General features: G+C 46.0%; 15 protein-coding genes, 15 tRNA genes and 1 rRNA gene (1 of these 31 running past the window's edge). 29 read left to right on the forward strand and 2 right to left on the reverse strand.

What is annotated here, in order from left to right:
* The 19 genes from B4V02_RS04335 to B4V02_RS04425 form a co-directional block, all read left to right on the forward strand.
* A 23S ribosomal RNA gene (locus B4V02_RS04335) occupies nt 1-1704 on the forward strand (it extends 1222 nt beyond the left edge of the window).
* A gap of 65 nt (nt 1705-1769) precedes the next feature.
* Nucleotides 1770-1845: transfer RNA gene (locus B4V02_RS04340), tRNA-Asn, on the forward strand.
* 3 nt (nt 1846-1848) lie between these two features.
* Nucleotides 1849-1940: transfer RNA gene (locus tag B4V02_RS04345), tRNA-Ser, on the forward strand.
* A gap of 17 nt (nt 1941-1957) precedes the next feature.
* Nucleotides 1958-2029: transfer RNA gene (locus tag B4V02_RS04350), tRNA-Glu, on the forward strand.
* 68 nt (nt 2030-2097) lie between these two features.
* Nucleotides 2098-2173: transfer RNA gene (locus B4V02_RS04355), tRNA-Val, on the forward strand.
* Nucleotides 2174-2199: 26 nt separating this feature from the next.
* Nucleotides 2200-2276, forward strand: a tRNA-Met gene (locus B4V02_RS04360).
* A 14-nt stretch (nt 2277-2290) separates the two neighbouring features.
* A tRNA-Asp gene (locus B4V02_RS04365) sits at nt 2291-2367 on the forward strand.
* Between the two features lie 38 nt (nt 2368-2405).
* A tRNA-Phe gene (locus B4V02_RS04370) sits at nt 2406-2478 on the forward strand.
* 20 nt (nt 2479-2498) lie between these two features.
* Nucleotides 2499-2574, forward strand: a tRNA-Thr gene (locus B4V02_RS04375).
* Between the two features lie 4 nt (nt 2575-2578).
* Nucleotides 2579-2664 (forward strand) — tRNA-Tyr (locus tag B4V02_RS04380).
* 7 nt (nt 2665-2671) lie between these two features.
* A tRNA-Trp gene (locus B4V02_RS04385) sits at nt 2672-2745 on the forward strand.
* Between the two features lie 17 nt (nt 2746-2762).
* Nucleotides 2763-2835: transfer RNA gene (locus B4V02_RS04390), tRNA-His, on the forward strand.
* A gap of 9 nt (nt 2836-2844) precedes the next feature.
* Nucleotides 2845-2919: transfer RNA gene (locus B4V02_RS04395), tRNA-Gln, on the forward strand.
* Between the two features lie 7 nt (nt 2920-2926).
* Nucleotides 2927-2998, forward strand: a tRNA-Gly gene (locus B4V02_RS04400).
* A gap of 12 nt (nt 2999-3010) precedes the next feature.
* Nucleotides 3011-3085, forward strand: a tRNA-Cys gene (locus tag B4V02_RS04405).
* A gap of 12 nt (nt 3086-3097) precedes the next feature.
* Nucleotides 3098-3176 (forward strand) — tRNA-Leu (locus B4V02_RS04410).
* A gap of 631 nt (nt 3177-3807) precedes the next feature.
* Nucleotides 3808-4185 carry an MFS transporter gene (locus B4V02_RS04415; protein WP_167383741.1) on the forward strand — a complete coding sequence of 126 codons (378 nt, stop codon included), beginning with the start codon at nt 3808-3810 and terminating at the stop codon, nt 4183-4185.
* A 118-nt stretch (nt 4186-4303) separates the two neighbouring features.
* On the forward strand, nt 4304-5149 hold the full coding sequence (locus B4V02_RS04420; RefSeq protein ID WP_244188530.1) for a FecCD family ABC transporter permease: 846 nt from the start codon (nt 4304-4306) through the stop codon (nt 5147-5149).
* A 4-nt stretch (nt 5150-5153) separates the two neighbouring features.
* Nucleotides 5154-5759 carry an ATP-binding cassette domain-containing protein gene (locus tag B4V02_RS04425; RefSeq protein ID WP_094153883.1) on the forward strand — a complete coding sequence of 202 codons (606 nt, stop codon included), beginning with the start codon at nt 5154-5156 and terminating at the stop codon, nt 5757-5759.
* A gap of 233 nt (nt 5760-5992) precedes the next feature.
* Here the strand turns inward: B4V02_RS04425 and B4V02_RS04430 are convergent, their stop codons facing one another.
* Nucleotides 5993-6703 (reverse strand): class I SAM-dependent methyltransferase, encoded by a 711-nt coding sequence (locus tag B4V02_RS04430; protein ID WP_094153884.1) that lies wholly within the window; start codon nt 6701-6703, stop codon nt 5993-5995.
* 484 nt (nt 6704-7187) lie between these two features.
* On the opposite strand from B4V02_RS04430, the gene B4V02_RS04440 reads away from it, so the two are divergent.
* The 9 genes from B4V02_RS04440 to B4V02_RS04480 all read left to right on the forward strand — a co-directional run bounded on the left by B4V02_RS04440 (nt 7188) and on the right by B4V02_RS04480 (nt 14028).
* Nucleotides 7188-7739 (forward strand): TetR/AcrR family transcriptional regulator, encoded by a 552-nt coding sequence (locus tag B4V02_RS04440; RefSeq protein WP_094153885.1) that lies wholly within the window; start codon nt 7188-7190, stop codon nt 7737-7739.
* A gap of 152 nt (nt 7740-7891) precedes the next feature.
* Nucleotides 7892-9118 (forward strand): MFS transporter, encoded by a 1227-nt coding sequence (locus B4V02_RS04445; RefSeq protein WP_094153886.1) that lies wholly within the window; start codon nt 7892-7894, stop codon nt 9116-9118.
* 127 nt (nt 9119-9245) lie between these two features.
* The gene (locus B4V02_RS04450) at nt 9246-9557 is read left to right on the forward strand and encodes a LiaF transmembrane domain-containing protein (RefSeq protein ID WP_007432079.1); all 312 of its coding nucleotides are present in this window, start codon (nt 9246-9248) and stop codon (nt 9555-9557) included.
* Nucleotides 9558-9645: 88 nt separating this feature from the next.
* Entirely contained in the window at nt 9646-10314 is a 669-nt protein-coding gene (locus tag B4V02_RS04455) for a PspA/IM30 family protein (RefSeq protein ID WP_007432078.1), read from the forward strand.
* Between the two features lie 7 nt (nt 10315-10321).
* Nucleotides 10322-10807 carry a PspC domain-containing protein gene (locus B4V02_RS04460; RefSeq protein WP_094153887.1) on the forward strand — a complete coding sequence of 162 codons (486 nt, stop codon included), beginning with the start codon at nt 10322-10324 and terminating at the stop codon, nt 10805-10807.
* Entirely contained in the window at nt 10807-11511 is a 705-nt protein-coding gene (locus tag B4V02_RS04465; protein ID WP_007432076.1) for a PspA/IM30 family protein, read from the forward strand. The genes B4V02_RS04460 and B4V02_RS04465 overlap by 1 nt, the downstream gene beginning before the upstream one ends.
* Before the next feature lie 146 nt (nt 11512-11657).
* Nucleotides 11658-12305 (forward strand): cell wall-active antibiotics response protein LiaF, encoded by a 648-nt coding sequence (gene liaF / locus B4V02_RS04470; protein ID WP_094153888.1) that lies wholly within the window; start codon nt 11658-11660, stop codon nt 12303-12305.
* Between the two features lie 15 nt (nt 12306-12320).
* Entirely contained in the window at nt 12321-13400 is a 1080-nt protein-coding gene (locus B4V02_RS04475; RefSeq protein ID WP_094153889.1) for a sensor histidine kinase, read from the forward strand.
* Nucleotides 13378-14028 (forward strand): response regulator, encoded by a 651-nt coding sequence (locus tag B4V02_RS04480; protein WP_094153890.1) that lies wholly within the window; start codon nt 13378-13380, stop codon nt 14026-14028. Before B4V02_RS04475 ends, B4V02_RS04480 begins: the two co-directional genes overlap by 23 nt.
* Nucleotides 14029-14104: 76 nt before the next feature.
* Here the strand turns inward: B4V02_RS04480 and B4V02_RS04485 are convergent, their stop codons facing one another.
* Entirely contained in the window at nt 14105-14578 is a 474-nt protein-coding gene (locus B4V02_RS04485; RefSeq protein WP_007432072.1) for a hypothetical protein, read from the reverse strand.
* 243 nt (nt 14579-14821) lie between these two features.
* On the opposite strand from B4V02_RS04485, the gene B4V02_RS04490 reads away from it, so the two are divergent.
* On the forward strand, nt 14822-15586 hold the full coding sequence (locus tag B4V02_RS04490) for a YwmB family TATA-box binding protein (RefSeq protein WP_094156934.1): 765 nt from the start codon (nt 14822-14824) through the stop codon (nt 15584-15586).
* Nucleotides 15587-15708: the final 122 nt, after the last annotated feature.

The following is a 15708-nucleotide window of genomic DNA, read 5'->3' on the forward strand; positions in this document are numbered from 1 at the left end:
GCATCAGGGGTAGGGGAGCGTTGAATGCGGGTTGAAGGTGTACCGAAAGGAGCGCTGGACTGCATTCAAGTGAGAATGCCGGTATGAGTAACGAAAAGATCTGTGAGAATCAGATCCGCCGAAAGCCTAAGGGTTCCTGAGGAAGGTTCGTCCGCTCAGGGTAAGTCGGGACCTAAGGCGAGGCCGATAGGCGTAGTCGAAGGACAACAGGTGGAAATTCCTGTACCACCGTAATCCGCTATGAGCGATGGGGTGACGCAGTAGGGTAGTGACGCGGACTGATGGATGTCCGTCCAAGCAGTGAGGCTGGTGTGTAGGCAAATCCGCACATCATAAGGCTGGGCTGTGATGGGGAGCGAAAATTGCAGTAGCGAAGGTCATGATCTCAGACTGCCAAGAAAAGCCTCTAGCCAGGAGAAGGTGCCCGTACCGCAAACCGACACAGGTAGGCGAGAAGAGAATTCTAAGGCGCGCGGAAGAACTCTCGTTAAGGAACTCGGCAAAATGACCCCGTAACTTCGGGAGAAGGGGTGCCTCGGTAGGGTGAATAGCCCGAGGGGGCCGCAGTGAAAAGGCCCAAGCGACTGTTTAGCAAAAACACAGGTCTGTGCGAAGCCGCAAGGCGAAGTATACGGGCTGACGCCTGCCCGGTGCTGGAAGGTTAAGGGGAGTGGTAAGCCTTCGGGCGAAGCTATGAACCGAAGCCCCAGTAAACGGCGGCCGTAACTATAACGGTCCTAAGGTAGCGAAATTCCTTGTCAGGTAAATTCTGACCCGCACGAATGGCGTAACGACTTGGGCGCTGTCTCAACGAGAGATCCGGTGAAATTTTAATACCTGTGAAGATGCAGGTTACCCGCGACAAGACGGAAAGACCCCATGGAGCTTTACTGCAGCTTGATATTGAATTTGGGTACGATCTGTACAGGATAGGTGGGAGCCGTCGAGCCTTGAGCGCCAGCTTGAGGGGAGGCATCCTTGGGATACCACCCTGATCGTATCTAGGTTCTAACTTGGTACCGTAAGCCGGTACGAGGACAGTGTCAGGTGGGCAGTTTGACTGGGGCGGTCGCCTCCTAAAGAGTAACGGAGGCGCCCCAAGGTTCCCTCAGAATGGTTGGAAATCATTCGAAGAGTGCAAAGGCAGAAGGGAGCTTGACTGCGAGACCTACAAGTCGAGCAGGGACGAAAGTCGGGCTTAGTGATCCGGTGGTACCGCATGGAAGGGCCATCGCTCAACGGATAAAAGCTACCCTGGGGATAACAGGCTTATCTCCCCCAAGAGTCCACATCGACGGGGAGGTTTGGCACCTCGATGTCGGCTCATCGCATCCTGGGGCTGAAGTAGGTCCCAAGGGTTGGGCTGTTCGCCCATTAAAGCGGTACGCGAGCTGGGTTCAGAACGTCGTGAGACAGTTCGGTCCCTATCTGTCGTGGGCGTAGGAAATTTGAGAGGAGCTGTCCTTAGTACGAGAGGACCGGGATGGACGTACCGCTGGTGTACCAGTTGTTTCGCCAGAAGCACAGCTGGGTAGCTATGTACGGAAGGGATAAGCGCTGAAAGCATCTAAGCGTGAAGCCCCCCTCAAGATGAGATTTCCCAATACGTAAGACCCCTTGAAGACGACGAGGTAGATAGGTTGGGGGTGGAAGTGCAGTAATGCATGGAGCTGACCAATACTAATCGGTCGAGGGCTTATCCTAAAGATAAACGCAATGGAGTTTCGGATCCAGTTTTCAGGGTGTAACCTTGAAAAAATATTTAATATTCCCTGATAGCTCAGTTGGTAGAGCACTCGACTGTTAATCGAGTTGTCACAGGTTCGAGTCCTGTTCGGGGAGCCATATGGAGAGGTGTCCGAGTTGGCCGAAGGAGCACGATTGGAAATCGTGTAGGCGCCAAAAGCGTCTCGAGGGTTCGAATCCCTCTCTCTCCGCCAGAATTATTTTATTGCATGGCCCGTTGGTCAAGGGGTTAAGACACCTCCCTTTCACGGAGGTAACAGGGGTTCGAATCCCCTACGGGTCATAAAAAATCCATAAAGAGCTTGAAATAAAAAGTTCATTATGGTATTATATGAGAAGTGTTCCAATTGTGGAGGCTTAGCTCAGCTGGGAGAGCATCTGCCTTACAAGCAGAGGGTCGGGGGTTCGATCCCCTCAGCCTCCACCATTTGAAAAATTAATATTTATTACTATCGCGGGGTGGAGCAGTTCGGTAGCTCGTCGGGCTCATAACCCGAAGGTCGCAGGTTCAAATCCTGCCCCCGCAACCAATTAACTTTATTATGGAACTGTGGTGTAGAGGCCTAACATGCCTGCCTGTCACGCAGGAGATCGCGGGTTCGAATCCCGTCAGTTCCGCCATTAGTAGTACATTGTTTTAAAGAAGAGCCTTATTATAAGGCTCGGTAGCTCAGTCGGTAGAGCAGAGGACTGAAAATCCTCGTGTCGGCGGTTCGATTCCGTCCCGAGCCACTTTTAAATGAATATTTTTTGCCGGTGTAGCTCAATTGGTAGAGCAACTGACTTGTAATCAGTAGGTTGGGGGTTCAAGTCCTCTCGCCGGCACCACTGTGGAGGATTAGCGAAGTGGCCAAACGCATCAGACTGTAAATCTGCTCCCTTACGGGTTCGGTGGTTCGAATCCATCATCCTCCACCAGTTTTATAGGGGCATAGTTTAAAGGTAGAACAACGGTCTCCAAAACCGTTGGTGTGGGTTCAATTCCTGCTGCCCCTGCCAAATATTCATTTCTTGCGGCGGTCGTGGCGAAGTGGTTAACGCACCGGACTGTGACTCCGGCATTCGTGGGTTCAAGCCCCATCGGCCGCCCTTTAATTTTGGGGATTAGCCAAGCGGTAAGGCAACGGACTTTGACTCCGTCATGCATAGGTTCAAATCCTATATCCCCAGCCATTTTCATGCGGACGTGGCTCAGCGGTAGAGCATCGCCTTGCCAAGGCGAGGGTCGCGGGTTCGATTCCCGTCGTCCGCTTTGATATACTCTGGCGCCATAGCCAAGTGGTAAGGCAAAGCTCTGCAAAAGCTTTATTCCCCAGTTCAAATCTGGGTGGCGCCTCCATAATTTGAGTATGCCGGCGTGGCGGAATGGCAGACGCGCTCGACTCAAAATCGAGTGGGAAACCGTGGAGGTTCGAGTCCTCTCGCCGGTATTAAAAACATAAGCAAAAGCTCATTAGAAATAACTTCTAATGAGCTTTTGCTTATGTTTTTATTATTTCATTCATTGTATTTGCTTAAAATACTTTGGAACTGTATTCTAATGAATTTCCTCTCGAATGGTATGTAATTATACATAGGTGGAGCATGTGCATAATAAGCAAAGACGCCATGCTTCAAAGGCATAATGAAAGTCGCTCTCTGGTGACGGGTAGCGGACTTCCCGCCGATGTGTTGTCTAAAATGCGGGAATGTTCGTCTATATGCGCTGCTTACCTAACATCTTAACTCCCACTGAAATCCGGATAACATAGTTATCTGGATTTCTTTCTGCGAAATAGCTGAGCAAGTCCACGGAGTAAGCATTCTCAACTATATCTAATCGATTATCTTTTATATATTTTTTAAAACGATATAGGTTTTATACATTGTTTCATAAGGTCCTCTATGGTTTATAACCGCATACAGACCCTTAGGTTTTGTCATTAATCTCTCAGCCTGAATTGGCGCTTTTAATTTGTTGGCGATATAGTTCGGGTAGAAATAACTTTCTTCGAATATACCATCAGCATCCCCTTTGCTTCTCTCTTGGCTGGACCGTTGACCGGCTTGGTTTTACATCGATTGGATGTGATTCGTATCAAGAGTGCCGCTTTGTTGATTGCCGCTTCGATTGAAGAAGTAGCCTACGAAATCAGGGGACCGCCGGGAATCGTCATTATTGGAAGTATGTCGGCTCTTGTGTATACTCTGGCAATGAAACTTTCCGCGGGTCTTCAAGTTCCCGATCGTGTAAGAGATAGCCTAGATGAAGTGCTTTTGACTGTAGAAGGTTTGCCTGCACAGGCGGCAGAAGTGCTTAAGACTGCTGGTCGCACCCCTTTTGATCAATCCTTTTATACAATCCTGGCCGAATCGATTTTGTTTGTGGTCATTGCGGCCGCTATCGTTGGATTCGTTGGTGCAAAATCTAAGAAAAGGGAAACTGCGATTCATTCTTAATATTTTTTGTAAATTTGTAACATTTTTATTATAGATGATATAGCCTTGGTCATAAGGGATTTCACGACCAGGGTTCTTTTGTTTGGAACACTTTCTAAATATTATTTTGCAAGTTAGAATGCCGCGCGTCATTTTCGCCCTTCTCATCGGAATGGGGCTTTCCTTGTGCGGAACGATAATGCAGGCGGTAGTTCAAAATCCGCTCGCCGATCCATACATACTTGGTATTTCGTCGGGGGCTTCGCTGGGAGCAACCTTTGCAATTCTGGTCGGGTTTGGAAGCGGCGCTTTATTATCACAGTTTGGTGTGGCCTTCGGCGCATTCGTTGGCGCCATGATCACTTCGGTCGCCGTGCTTGTGTTGTCCAGTATAGGGGGAAAGGCGACATCGGTGAAGCTGGTTTTATCAGGGGTAGTCATTGGCGCCTTGTACAGCGCATTTTCGAGTTTGATCATCTATTTTGCCAACAATGCCGATGGGATCAAGACGGTGACGTTCTGGTCAATGGGAAGTCTCGCTTCGTCAAGCTGGGAGAAAGTTCCGATTTTGGCGGTCGTAGTTTTGCTTGGCTGTATCTTGTTCCTTTTTCAACATCGGGTATTGAATACGATGCTGCTAGGTGATGAGCCTGCTATTACGCTTGGCATTAATTTGAGTTCTTATCGCAAGTTTTACATGATTGCTACGGCCCTCATTACAGGAACCATGGTTGCTTACGCCGGAATGATAGGTTTTGTAGGGCCTATCGTCCCGCATATATCCAGAGGCATATTCAGCGCCGATCATAGGCGGTTGATGTTGGGAACGCTCCTGTCAGGAGGACTGTTTCTAATATGGTCCGATATTTTATCGAGAACACTCATTCATAATGTCGAATTGCCCATCGGAATCATTACTTCTGTTATTGGTTCCCCATTATTTATCTATATGATTGTAAAAAAAGGGTACAATTTCGGAGGGTAGCAGCATGGAATTAACCGCGGAACAAATGGAAATCTGGATCGGCAAAAAAGAAATCATTAAAAATGTCTCCATAAGAGTGAAAAATCAACAATTCGTGGGCCTGATAGGGCCGAATGGCTGTGGGAAATCGACGCTGTTAAAAAGTATTTATAAAAGCTTAGTGCCCCAGAAAGGCACCGTTTTTTTAGATGATATGGATGTACTCAAAACCTCCGAAAAAAAAGTATCCCAGCAAATGGGGGTGGTCAGCCAATTTAATGAAATGCATTTCGATCTAACCGTTCAGCAAATGGTAATGTTTAATGATTCGATGAAAATGGTCAAGCTGAATAATATTTTTGAGGGTGAGACGGGACAGGTCAATTTAGAAACCTTGATTAATGCCGATCCAGATGTCTTAATTATTCCAGATTGGTCGAATAACGGTGGCACTACTCCTGATGCGATTAAACAGGCGCTTTATGCCAACTCCAAGCTGTCGAGTATGAAGGCGATCAAAAACAAACAAATTTATGCTGTCGATTACAATTATATGTTCGGATATGGCTATAACACCATAGACGGGATGGAGATTCTAGCGAAAGAAATGTATCCGGATTTATTTAAATAGGGCAGTGAGAACTAAATTAATTAAGTAGAGTAATTAAGTAGACTAACTAGTATGTATGATTCACAATCGAGTGGGAAACTGTAGAGGTTCGAGTTCTCTCGCTGGCATACCAAAAATAGGTTTGAAAAATTGTATTAAACAATTTTTACAAACCTATTTTTTATTTTAAGCAGCCGTTCTGATTTTTGTGTGCCGTTCGTCCCGTTTTATCTTTATTAGGAGTATTACGTCACCTATTTGGATGCGATAATAACGAGCGCTGGTGATTCTATGCTATAGGGAGACATGCCATAGTCACCGTATACCGATATAGAATGAAATCCGCAATTCATAAGCTCGTTCTGAAGTTGGGTTTTTGTAACAGGATAAAGAAGGATCGCATTTGAATGAGTATCTGAATGATCTTCCAAAATTGTAGTAAACCTGATTTTATGATCTAAAGGCTCATACTTGCGAGTAAATGTAAACGTGTCCTTTTGTATCAGCGGGAAGGAATATTTTTGATGACGTAATACATTCTCGAAATTTACAGTTTGAATGACCAGCTTTCCCTGTTCATTCAGCATGTCATATGCAGCTTGAAGAAATGTACATATTTCATTGAAATTGTCCAGATGGGCAAAAGTATTGCCGATACAATAAATACCATCAAACGTTTCGTTTAACTGGGGTATTTGCTGCATGCTGTTTGGCATCACTTTTATATGAAGTTGGTCACGGTTTGCTTTTTCCTTAATTTTAACGGTCATGCTTTGTTCGGGTTCAGCTGCAGTAAGGATATAGCCAGCCTTTGTCAAAGCAATCGCAGTGTTGCCCGTTCCTGCGCCCACGTCAAGCAGAGTGGAGGCGGCTGGGAAGCAGGAGGATAGAAAGCTGATTTGCTTGTCATTTACAGGAAATATTTCATCATAATAGGGGGTTAATACTTGATAGAATTTCGTCATATTGTTCGCTCCTCAGGTAGTCAATTACTGTATTGTTAGAGATATGGTGTCCAACATAAAGGTGTTTAACTGATTTAATAGAAATATACTCTTTTTTTTTACGAATCTAGTGATTCGAATCACAATGTGCCCATACATGAATAAAACTGCCAATGAAAAGTTCGCCCATCTATTTCTAGCCTCCCTGGGTAAAACTAGATTGCGTCCAGGAGGTAAGGCTCCAACGGAAAGAATCCTGGGGGCGAATCAATCACCCCTGATACAAAGCTACTCGAGGTAGCTCCCAATATGGGGACGACAGCTATGATTGAATAGCAGGTGCGACTCAAAATTGATTGGGAATCTCTAGATGTATTTACATTAATTGATTTTGACAACAAGCCAATAAGGAGTGAATTTGACCAGGGCTTGATGTGTATAGTAGAATGTTGGTACTGAAAAAACGTTTTTAGTTTTATTGAGTAGAAAGAAATGAGGGATGAAGATGAAGGAAAGGATTTTAGAAGCTTTTGTGGAGGAAGCGCATGAAAGTGGTTTGAAATTTACCATGGATGACCTTGCAAAAAGACTCGCTATTAGCAAGCGTACCTTATATGAGCATTTTTCGTCCAAAACACTCATTTTAGAAACGCTTATAGAGCGTACGAATGATGATATGGTTCGAAAAACCAAGCAAATTATCGAAAACGATCAATTGTCTACATTAGAGAAGATTAAGCAGTCGATTAGGGTCATGCCGCAATATTATGAGTTTTATGACTTACGAATATTGGAACAAATGAAAAAATATTATCCTGAGCATTGGAAAAGTGTGCATGCCGATTTGAATGATTGGCCCCAGATCAGAACATTAATTCAGCAGGGCATCCGGGAAGGGATTATTGTAAACAAAAACGAGGCTCTCATTATGAGGCTTATTATTGATTCGATAAATTTAACGCTCGATCAGCGCTTTTTTCTGGAGAACAGCGTGACGGTAGAGGATGCCACTTATTCTATTGCAGATATTTTGTTATTTGGGCTGGTTGAAAAATAGAAAATGGCCTCAACAACATGTTACATATGTGAAGGGGCCATTTTTTTATAAGAAAACTAATAAAACAATTTAAGTTTTATTGTTCTAGAGATGCAGCAAACAAGTTTAAGAAATGATAAATAAAAGAGATATGGAAAAGGAAGGGTGGAAACATGTCTATACTGACACGGAACCGGGGAGCTATGCTTTTGTTAATGCTTAATATTTTTTTGGCATTCATGGGGATTGGCTTGGTTGTACCTGTTTTACCTAAGTTTATAAGTGAGCTAGGGATGAATGGCTCATCGATGGGGCTGATGGTTGCAGCTTTTGCACTGACACAGCTTTTATTATCACCATTATCGGGAAAGTGGTCTGACCGTTATGGACGTAAAAAATTGATTGTCTTCGGCATGATCGTTTTTATGTTATCTGAGCTTGTCTTTGGACTTGCCAGTTCTGTTCCAATCTTGTTTGTTGCACGAATCATGGGCGGGGTAGGAGCAGCGCTTCTAACTCCTTCTATTATGGCTTATGTCGCTGATGTGACCTCATTCGAGGAAAGGGGAAAGGGAATGGGGATGATTAATGCAGCGATCAACACAGGCTTCATTATTGGACCAGGGATTGGCGGTTTGCTCGCCACATATGGAATACGTATTCCCTTTTTTGCAGCCGCAGGAGCCGCAGGAATAGCCGCTGTCTTGTCCTGGCTGGTGCTGCCGGAATCCTTAAGCAAAGAAAAGCAGCAATACAACAGAGAGCTTCCACGTCAAAGGGAAAACCTTTTGCAGCAATTTGCCAAGTCCTATCGTTCTCCTTATTTTATGGGCTTGTTGATTGTATTTGTCGTTGCATTTGGGCTGGCTAATTTTGAAACGGTATTTGGACTGTTTGTTGATCATAAATATGGTTTTACACCGATGGATATTGCGATCATTATAACGACTGGCTCCATTTTGGGCGCAGTTGTGCAAGCAACTATATTTGGCTGGATCATTAATCGTTTTGGCGAGAAAAAAGTAATTCACAGCTGTTTGGCCGTTGGGGGATTGTTTATTTTTCTAACGCTGTTTGCTGAAAAGTACGCGATGATTATGATAACGACCTTCATTATTTTTCTGGCTATGGATATCCTTCGTCCGGCAGTAAGCACTTCTTTGTCGCGACAGGCGGGGGATGAGCAAGGGTTTGTGGCAGGTATGAACTCTTCCTATACAAGTTTGGGGAATGTGATTGGGCCGCTGATTGCGGGGGTGCTGTTTGATGTTCATATCAATATGCCTTATATGGTTGCCGCGATAGCATTATTGCTGTGTCTCGTCCTTTCACTCCGCTCTAAGCAAGCGGGAGAGCCGCGCTCAACAACCCATGTAGCAGAACAGCGTAGAGGTGGATAGCCGCAGGTCTGTATATGTCCCCGACTAAGGTCTAGGTTCGAAAACCGTCTGGAGTCCGTTTTGACGAACGCTTGATCAGCGTACAATAAGGACATAAGCAAGACACAGTGAAAGGCGGTGAGAGATCATGAGAGTTAACAAAGGGAATGGCTTGGCTATTGTACTGATCGTGTTAGGTTCGATTTTGCTGCTTGGTAAGTTTACTCCGTTTTTCGGTTACTTTGTAGGACATCTGATTGGTTACTTGATTCCGATAGCCATGATTATGTTGGGTTACTACGGTGTGAAAAGAGGAAATGCACTCTTCGGCTGGATCGTGCTTGTGCTCGGGGTACTGATTTTACTGGGCAAACTATCCTGGCTCATTGGGCCGCTGCTGGCAATCGGGTTAATCATATTTGGTGTATCCATGCTGAGCGACCGCAGAAGACGCTACTAAGTTTGATAGTTTGAGAAATGAAGAAGGTTATAGAAAACAAGCAGTATTAAAATTATGAAAATACGAAATGTGAAAGGAGCAGGCGCTAATGAGTGTTTTTCGAAGAATGCGTGATATTACAGTAGCAACCTTCAATGAGCATTTGGAACAAAGTCAAGATCCGGTGCAACTGATTGACCAGTTTCTATATAATACCCGCCAGGAAATCGCCGAAGCGGAAAAACTCCATCAGCAGTATGCAGTGCATACAAGACAGATGAAGCAGCAGTTGGATCATGCATTGTCCATGCAGGCCAAACGGGAGGAACAGGCGCTACTGGCTTTGAAAGCAGATGAAGAACACGTTGCAAAGCTGGCCCTTCAGGAAAAAATGCTGTATGCAGAAAAAGAAGAGCAGTATAGAGAGCTGTGGGAGCAGAGCCGTGAATCACTACGTGAATTGGAGCAACAGCTGGATACATTAAAGACAGAATACCAGACGGTACACAGCAAGCGTCAGTATTATGCCGCACGTGTACAAACATTGAGACTCCAGCAACAGATGAACGAACGGGCAGGTACATACGGCGGACGAAATGTTCCCCGAATGTTCAACCGCTTGGAAGACCGGGTAGCCGATATGGAAGCAGAAACGCAGAGTCTGCGTGATTTACGTCGGGGTGAGGAGCATGCAAGGGATGCTCACAGCGGTGGATCGCTGCTCGAACAAGAGTGGGCGAGACTGAAAAGCAAGCTGAACAACAGCGGGAAGGAGTAAGTTGATTATGACCCGAATTTACCGATCGAGCCGGGATAAAGTATTAACTGGGGTATGTGGTGGTCTTTCTGACGCAACAGGAATGGACTCAACTTGGATACGTATTCTGGTTGTGATCAGTTTCTTTATTACTGCAGGTACCACATTTATGATTTATGTGATTGCTGCGCTGGTGATCTCCAAGGAGCCAAGATCTCCTTTTGATGGAGGATTTGGTCCAGATAGTGGTCCCTACACCCAACAGGATTCACGCTATTATGGCGGTAATAGTACAAGATCGCAGTATGGACAGGGAACTGGTTACAATCAGGGCGGAGCATACGGCAATTCGAACCCGTTTGGTCCAGATGCCCGCCATTCATCCAAATTTAATACAGGCCACAATAGTGATCTGGATTCCATGATGGAAGATATCGAGAAAAAAGCAATGAAAAAGGAATTGGAAGAGTTACGTAAAAAAGTAGAGCAATTTGAGAAGGGAGAACGTAAATAATGGGAATCTTTAAGAGAATGAAGGATATGACAAGAGCATCGGTGAATGAAGTGCTGGATAAAGTGGAAGATCCGGTTATTATGCTAAATCAATATTTGCGCGATATGGAGGCCGAAATTCACGAGGCTGAGGTAACGGTTGCCAAGCAAATGGCAAATGAACGTCGCATGAAACAGCGCCTGGAGGAAGCCGTGCGTGTATCCAATGAGCGTGAAAAGCAAGCCGAATCCGCATTGCGGAATGGTCAGGAAGAAGTAGCACGCAAGCTGCTGGGCGAGAAGATTTATTTTGTGCAAAAGCAGGATGAATACCGTGAGTTGCACACACAAGCTGAGCTCCAAGCCAAAGAATTGGTACAGCAGCTTCACGACATGAAGGATGAATTCTACAAAATGCGCAATAAGCGTAATGAGCTGGTATCCCGTGCCCAAATGGCGAAAGCCAAAAAGCAAATGTCGCAAATCAACAGCTTGCACACGATTGAAAGCGGATCTGCTTCGCTCGGCTTCCACCGCATGGAAGAAAAAATCATGCAAATGGAGGCAGAGGCTGACGTACTGCGTGCTCCTTACCGTCAAGCTCCGGGAGAAGCATATGTCAATCCGGCAGAGGCTGAAAAACAATTCAAAGTGGATGAGCAGCTTCAACAGTTGAAGTCCAAAATTCAGGCAGGTGCTAAACCTGTAGATATTAAGAAGGACTGACTACTCGGAAACAACACATTATGATATGCTGTATAGATGGACACTAGCCAATAACAGTGCTCAATCTGTACGGTTCGAGAAGCCATATGGCGGTAGTCGCGCCACTATGGCTTTTCCTTCCTGTATAAACAAAAAGGGGGTGCAGCATGGAGAGAAGAAAATCAGCTTTGGCACTGGCAGGGATCGGCGTCGGAATTATAATATTATTCGGTCAGTGGATTGGTTTCCTCTCCGTGGTTGCACTGATCCTGATGTTGATTGGGATATATAAGATTCGCAATTCCAAAATCAAAAAGGGATACACGATGCTCGCAATCGGAGCCGGGCTGCTGGTGCTGGATCATCTGTTTTTGTTTGTGGTGATCACGTTAGGCTCGTTGGCTGTGTTCTATTCACGTTCCAGAAAGCTGCATAAAGGCCAAAGCTCTATATTCAAGCACAACTTTATATCCAATCATAAATGGGATGAAGTGCCGTGGAGCTTGCGCAGCACAAGTATATGGCATGTGGTTGGGGATGTGGATGCCGATTTGACGTTGGCTATTCCGGAAGAACGTGAACCCGTTGTATTTTTGCAGGGAATCTTTGGTGATATTGATATCACGCTGCCGGATAATTACGGTGTAGAGCTGGAAATGTTCGTACTGTTCGGGCAGATTCAGTTTGACCGTGATCATGAAGCGGGTATGCTCAATCGAATGGTTTGGAAGTCACCGAACTATGCGCAGAGTGAATGTAAAGTGAAGTTTGTCGTTTCATATTTGGCGGGCAATGTACGCGTTCGATTTTATTGATCAGGAGGAACCGGGATGAGTCATAAAAAAACGTCCAACATGGTAACCCGCAGTATGGGTGAAGGTATCCTCCTGTGTGTTGTTGTGGGCGTAGTTGTTTTTTATATGCTGTATACATATGGATATGTGAAGTCGTTTCCGACCTGGGGAATGATATTGAAATTTGCAGGAGCCGTAATACTGGTGTTGATTGGAACAGGGGCCATATACGGATTTTATGAGAGCTATCGCTTCAAAAGCAGGCTGGAAATGCTGAGAGAGACGCTGCTGATGTGGGAAAAGGGGACCCCCGCACGCGAGCTGCCGCCATTGGGTCACGATGAGCTAGGCAGGCTGGGCGAGCAACTGGAGCGAATCGGGCGCAAATGGCAGGAGCAGGTTACGTCTTTGCAGCGGTTGTCTACGAATAATGCCCAACTGGCAGAGCAGGCCCGGATAACTGCGATTGTCGAGGAACGGCAACGGTTGGCAAGAGAGCTGCATGATGCAGTATCCCAGCAATTGTTCGCCATCTCCATGACGGCGACGGCTGTCGGCAGGACGCTGGATAAGGATTTTGATAAAGCGCAGCGTCAAGTGGCGCTGATTGAAGAAATGTCTTCCGTGGCGCAATCCGAAATGCGGGCGCTACTGCTTCATCTGCGGCCTGTCTATCTGGAAGGGAAACGACTGGAGCAAGGCTTGCGTGATTTGATACAGGAGCTGCAGGCGAAGGTACCGATGGAGATTGATTTTGAGATGGAGAGCGGAGTACAGTTAGTTAAAGGTATTGAGAATCACCTGTTTCGTATTGTTCAGGAAGCCATGTCTAATACGTTGCGTCATGCCAAAGCAAGCCGTATGGAGATTCGTATCGTGCAACGGCCGGATTCCGTCCGTTTGACAATTCGCGATAACGGTGTTGGATTTGAACTGGATGAGAAAAAGCAGACTTCATACGGATTATCCACGATGCAGGAACGGGTCAGCGAGATTGGAGGAGCTATTCAGTATATAACGGCTCCGGGAAAAGGGACACGGATTGAGGTGTCAGTGCCAGTCATTAATGATGAAAGCGGAAGGAACGATGATCATGGAAACGGGATTACCGATTAGCGTACTGCTGGTAGACGACCATGAAATGGTGCGGATTGGTCTCGCGGCGGTGCTGGGTACGGAAGAAGGCATAGAAGTGGTTGGCGAGGCTGGGAGCGGAGAAGAAGGCATACGGTTGGCTACGGAATACAAGCCGAATGTGATTTTGATGGATCTGGTCATGGATGGCATGGACGGTATTGAGACGACACGCCAAGTGCTGCGTCTGCTTCCAGAGACGAAGGTCATTGTGCTGACGAGTTATTTGGACGACGAGAAAATGTATCCCGTCATTGAAGCGGGGGCATTCAGCTATCTGCTCAAAACGTCTCGTGCCTCCGAGATAGCGGATGCGATCCGTGCAGCTGCACGAGGACAGTCGGTATTGGAGTCGCAGGTCGCCTCCAAGATGATGAATCGATTCCGTCAACCACAGGCTGAAGCACCCGCGCATGCGGAGCTGACGGATCGAGAAATGGAGGTACTCCGGTTATTGGCACAAGGGAAATCCAATCAGGATATCGCAGATGAGCTGATTATCGGGATTAAGACGGTAAAATTCCATGTCACGAACCTTCTAGCCAAGCTAGGCGTAGAAGACCGCACACAGGCGGCCATCTACGCTTACAAAAACGGATTGGCAGAGTAGAATGTAGAGTAGACGAAGACAAAAAACCGGAGGGCGCATCTTGCCCTCCGGTTTTTTTGCGTTCAATGCACAATGCTTAGATAAGTAGGAACAAAAAGGCGATTAAAGCCAAATCTAGCACAAGCCCTGCCCCGTATCCATATCCGCCGTATCTACCATACCCGCCGCCATAGCCCGGTCCACCATATCCATATCCACCGTAGCCATTTCCAGACAATCCTCCAGTGTCATAAGGATAGGATGGGCTCAGAGGTCGGTTGGGTGGTCTAGTTAAGGAATTTAATTTGGCAGAGGAATTTGCTTTGTTTTTAGGATTTCTTTTTTTCTTTTTAGAGGATGCCTTCTTGTCTTGTTGTTTCTCCTTGTTGCTATAGCTTCCGGAATAAAGGCTGCCGGGCGAGGAGGAAGGATATCCGTTCAACATCAACTTGCCTTTGCTACACCCGCTTAAGATGCCGACGTACCTCGTACCATCACGCATAACTGCACATACCATCTGACCGCCATAAGGTGCTACGCTGGCTTCATTTACAGGATAAATAGGAATCATGATTTCACCTCTTTTGGGATAAGATGCGTTGTGATCATAGTTTATTCTCACGGTGCCTACGATGTATGGTCGAACACCCAGTAGGCAGATGAATATTTTAAAAGGCATTGCTTCATTTTTGCGCGTATAGAACCTCCAGTAATGGGAATGCTATTGATAGATTCATAGATTTCAAACCAGCCCAAGAAGAAGGCATTCAGATTGTATTTGGAAACGGATGGTTATGAAGCGGGAGGAATGACGATGCTAAGAGCAGGGATGATTAAAAAAGGGATGATTGCTATTGTAGTTTTGGGGGCGGTGCTGGTACTTGCTGGCTGGCGTTATGGAGCGGTTCAGACGACTCGGTATGATTCCCGTGAGGCAGAAGAAGCATTGCGTTCGTTGTTAACCGTCTCGGATCAGGCTCCCGGTACGCTGGATAAGCTGGTTGTGAAATGGCAAGGGGATTGGGCTGCTAACGGTGAAAATCCAGAGGTTATAGCGGCACAGATAGCCGATCAACTGAATATGCCTGCTGTAAACAAGCTTGTTGAAAATGGGCACACGGTATATCGTTCTGTTCGTGACAGTGAAAGCCTTAATTTGCGTTTAAACATGATGGAGCGGCAGGCTGAGCAATGGTATGTGGTTGTTCAGTTGGACAGCAGCGCTGCAGGACGTGAGCAGTTGGTCCGACTTCATAAGCTCTGTGCTGAGCTATTAAAGTCCGTGGGAGTACAAGCGCAGTGGAACACGGCCGTTCAGCGTTCACTGCATTCTGAGAAATCCGTAAATCAACTGCTGAAGCTGACAGAGGAGAGCTTAGCCAGAGACCTTTCCATGCAAGCCAAAGAAAGATACACAGATGCAACTACGGTGGCAGTATCCTATGAAGCTCCGAAGCTTCCGTTAAGCATTCAAAGCGGGGAGCATCAGGTACATATGCAGATGGCTGTGCATGAAGATGGAGAGAAGCACGATACACGTATTACACTTGGGTTTCCACTTATTACGATAGAATACTGATTTATAAGGTAAATTTATGATTGGCCGGATGGCTTATCCATGTAGAATATGTTAAAATGTCATCAAATCTTTAGTTCCATGTTTGTAGAAAATCAAGTATCATCTTGTTTAAATATACACAA

The sequence above is a fragment of the Paenibacillus kribbensis genome (genome assembly GCF_002240415.1).
Classification (GTDB): domain Bacteria; phylum Bacillota; class Bacilli; order Paenibacillales; family Paenibacillaceae; genus Paenibacillus; species Paenibacillus kribbensis.

Excerpts from the sequence above, each read along its gene's own strand:
- B4V02_RS04420 (WP_244188530.1), top strand. The coding sequence starts at position 4,304 with ATGCCGCGCGTCATTTTCGCCCTTCTCATCGGAATGGGGCTTTCCTTG.
- B4V02_RS04425 (WP_094153883.1), top strand. The coding sequence starts at position 5,154 with ATGGAATTAACCGCGGAACAAATGGAAATCTGGATCGGCAAAAAAGAA.
- B4V02_RS04430 (WP_094153884.1), bottom strand. The coding sequence starts at position 6,703 with ATGACGAAATTCTATCAAGTATTAACCCCCTATTATGATGAAATATTT.
- B4V02_RS04440 (WP_094153885.1), top strand. The coding sequence starts at position 7,188 with ATGAAGGAAAGGATTTTAGAAGCTTTTGTGGAGGAAGCGCATGAAAGT.
- B4V02_RS04445 (WP_094153886.1), top strand. The coding sequence starts at position 7,892 with ATGTCTATACTGACACGGAACCGGGGAGCTATGCTTTTGTTAATGCTT.
- B4V02_RS04450 (WP_007432079.1), top strand. The coding sequence starts at position 9,246 with ATGAGAGTTAACAAAGGGAATGGCTTGGCTATTGTACTGATCGTGTTA.
- B4V02_RS04455 (WP_007432078.1), top strand. The coding sequence starts at position 9,646 with ATGAGTGTTTTTCGAAGAATGCGTGATATTACAGTAGCAACCTTCAAT.
- B4V02_RS04460 (WP_094153887.1), top strand. The coding sequence starts at position 10,322 with ATGACCCGAATTTACCGATCGAGCCGGGATAAAGTATTAACTGGGGTA.
- B4V02_RS04465 (WP_007432076.1), top strand. The coding sequence starts at position 10,807 with ATGGGAATCTTTAAGAGAATGAAGGATATGACAAGAGCATCGGTGAAT.
- liaF (WP_094153888.1), top strand. The coding sequence starts at position 11,658 with ATGGAGAGAAGAAAATCAGCTTTGGCACTGGCAGGGATCGGCGTCGGA.
- B4V02_RS04475 (WP_094153889.1), top strand. The coding sequence starts at position 12,321 with ATGAGTCATAAAAAAACGTCCAACATGGTAACCCGCAGTATGGGTGAA.
- B4V02_RS04480 (WP_094153890.1), top strand. The coding sequence starts at position 13,378 with ATGGAAACGGGATTACCGATTAGCGTACTGCTGGTAGACGACCATGAA.
- B4V02_RS04485 (WP_007432072.1), bottom strand. The coding sequence starts at position 14,578 with ATGATTCCTATTTATCCTGTAAATGAAGCCAGCGTAGCACCTTATGGC.
- B4V02_RS04490 (WP_094156934.1), top strand. The coding sequence starts at position 14,822 with ATGCTAAGAGCAGGGATGATTAAAAAAGGGATGATTGCTATTGTAGTT.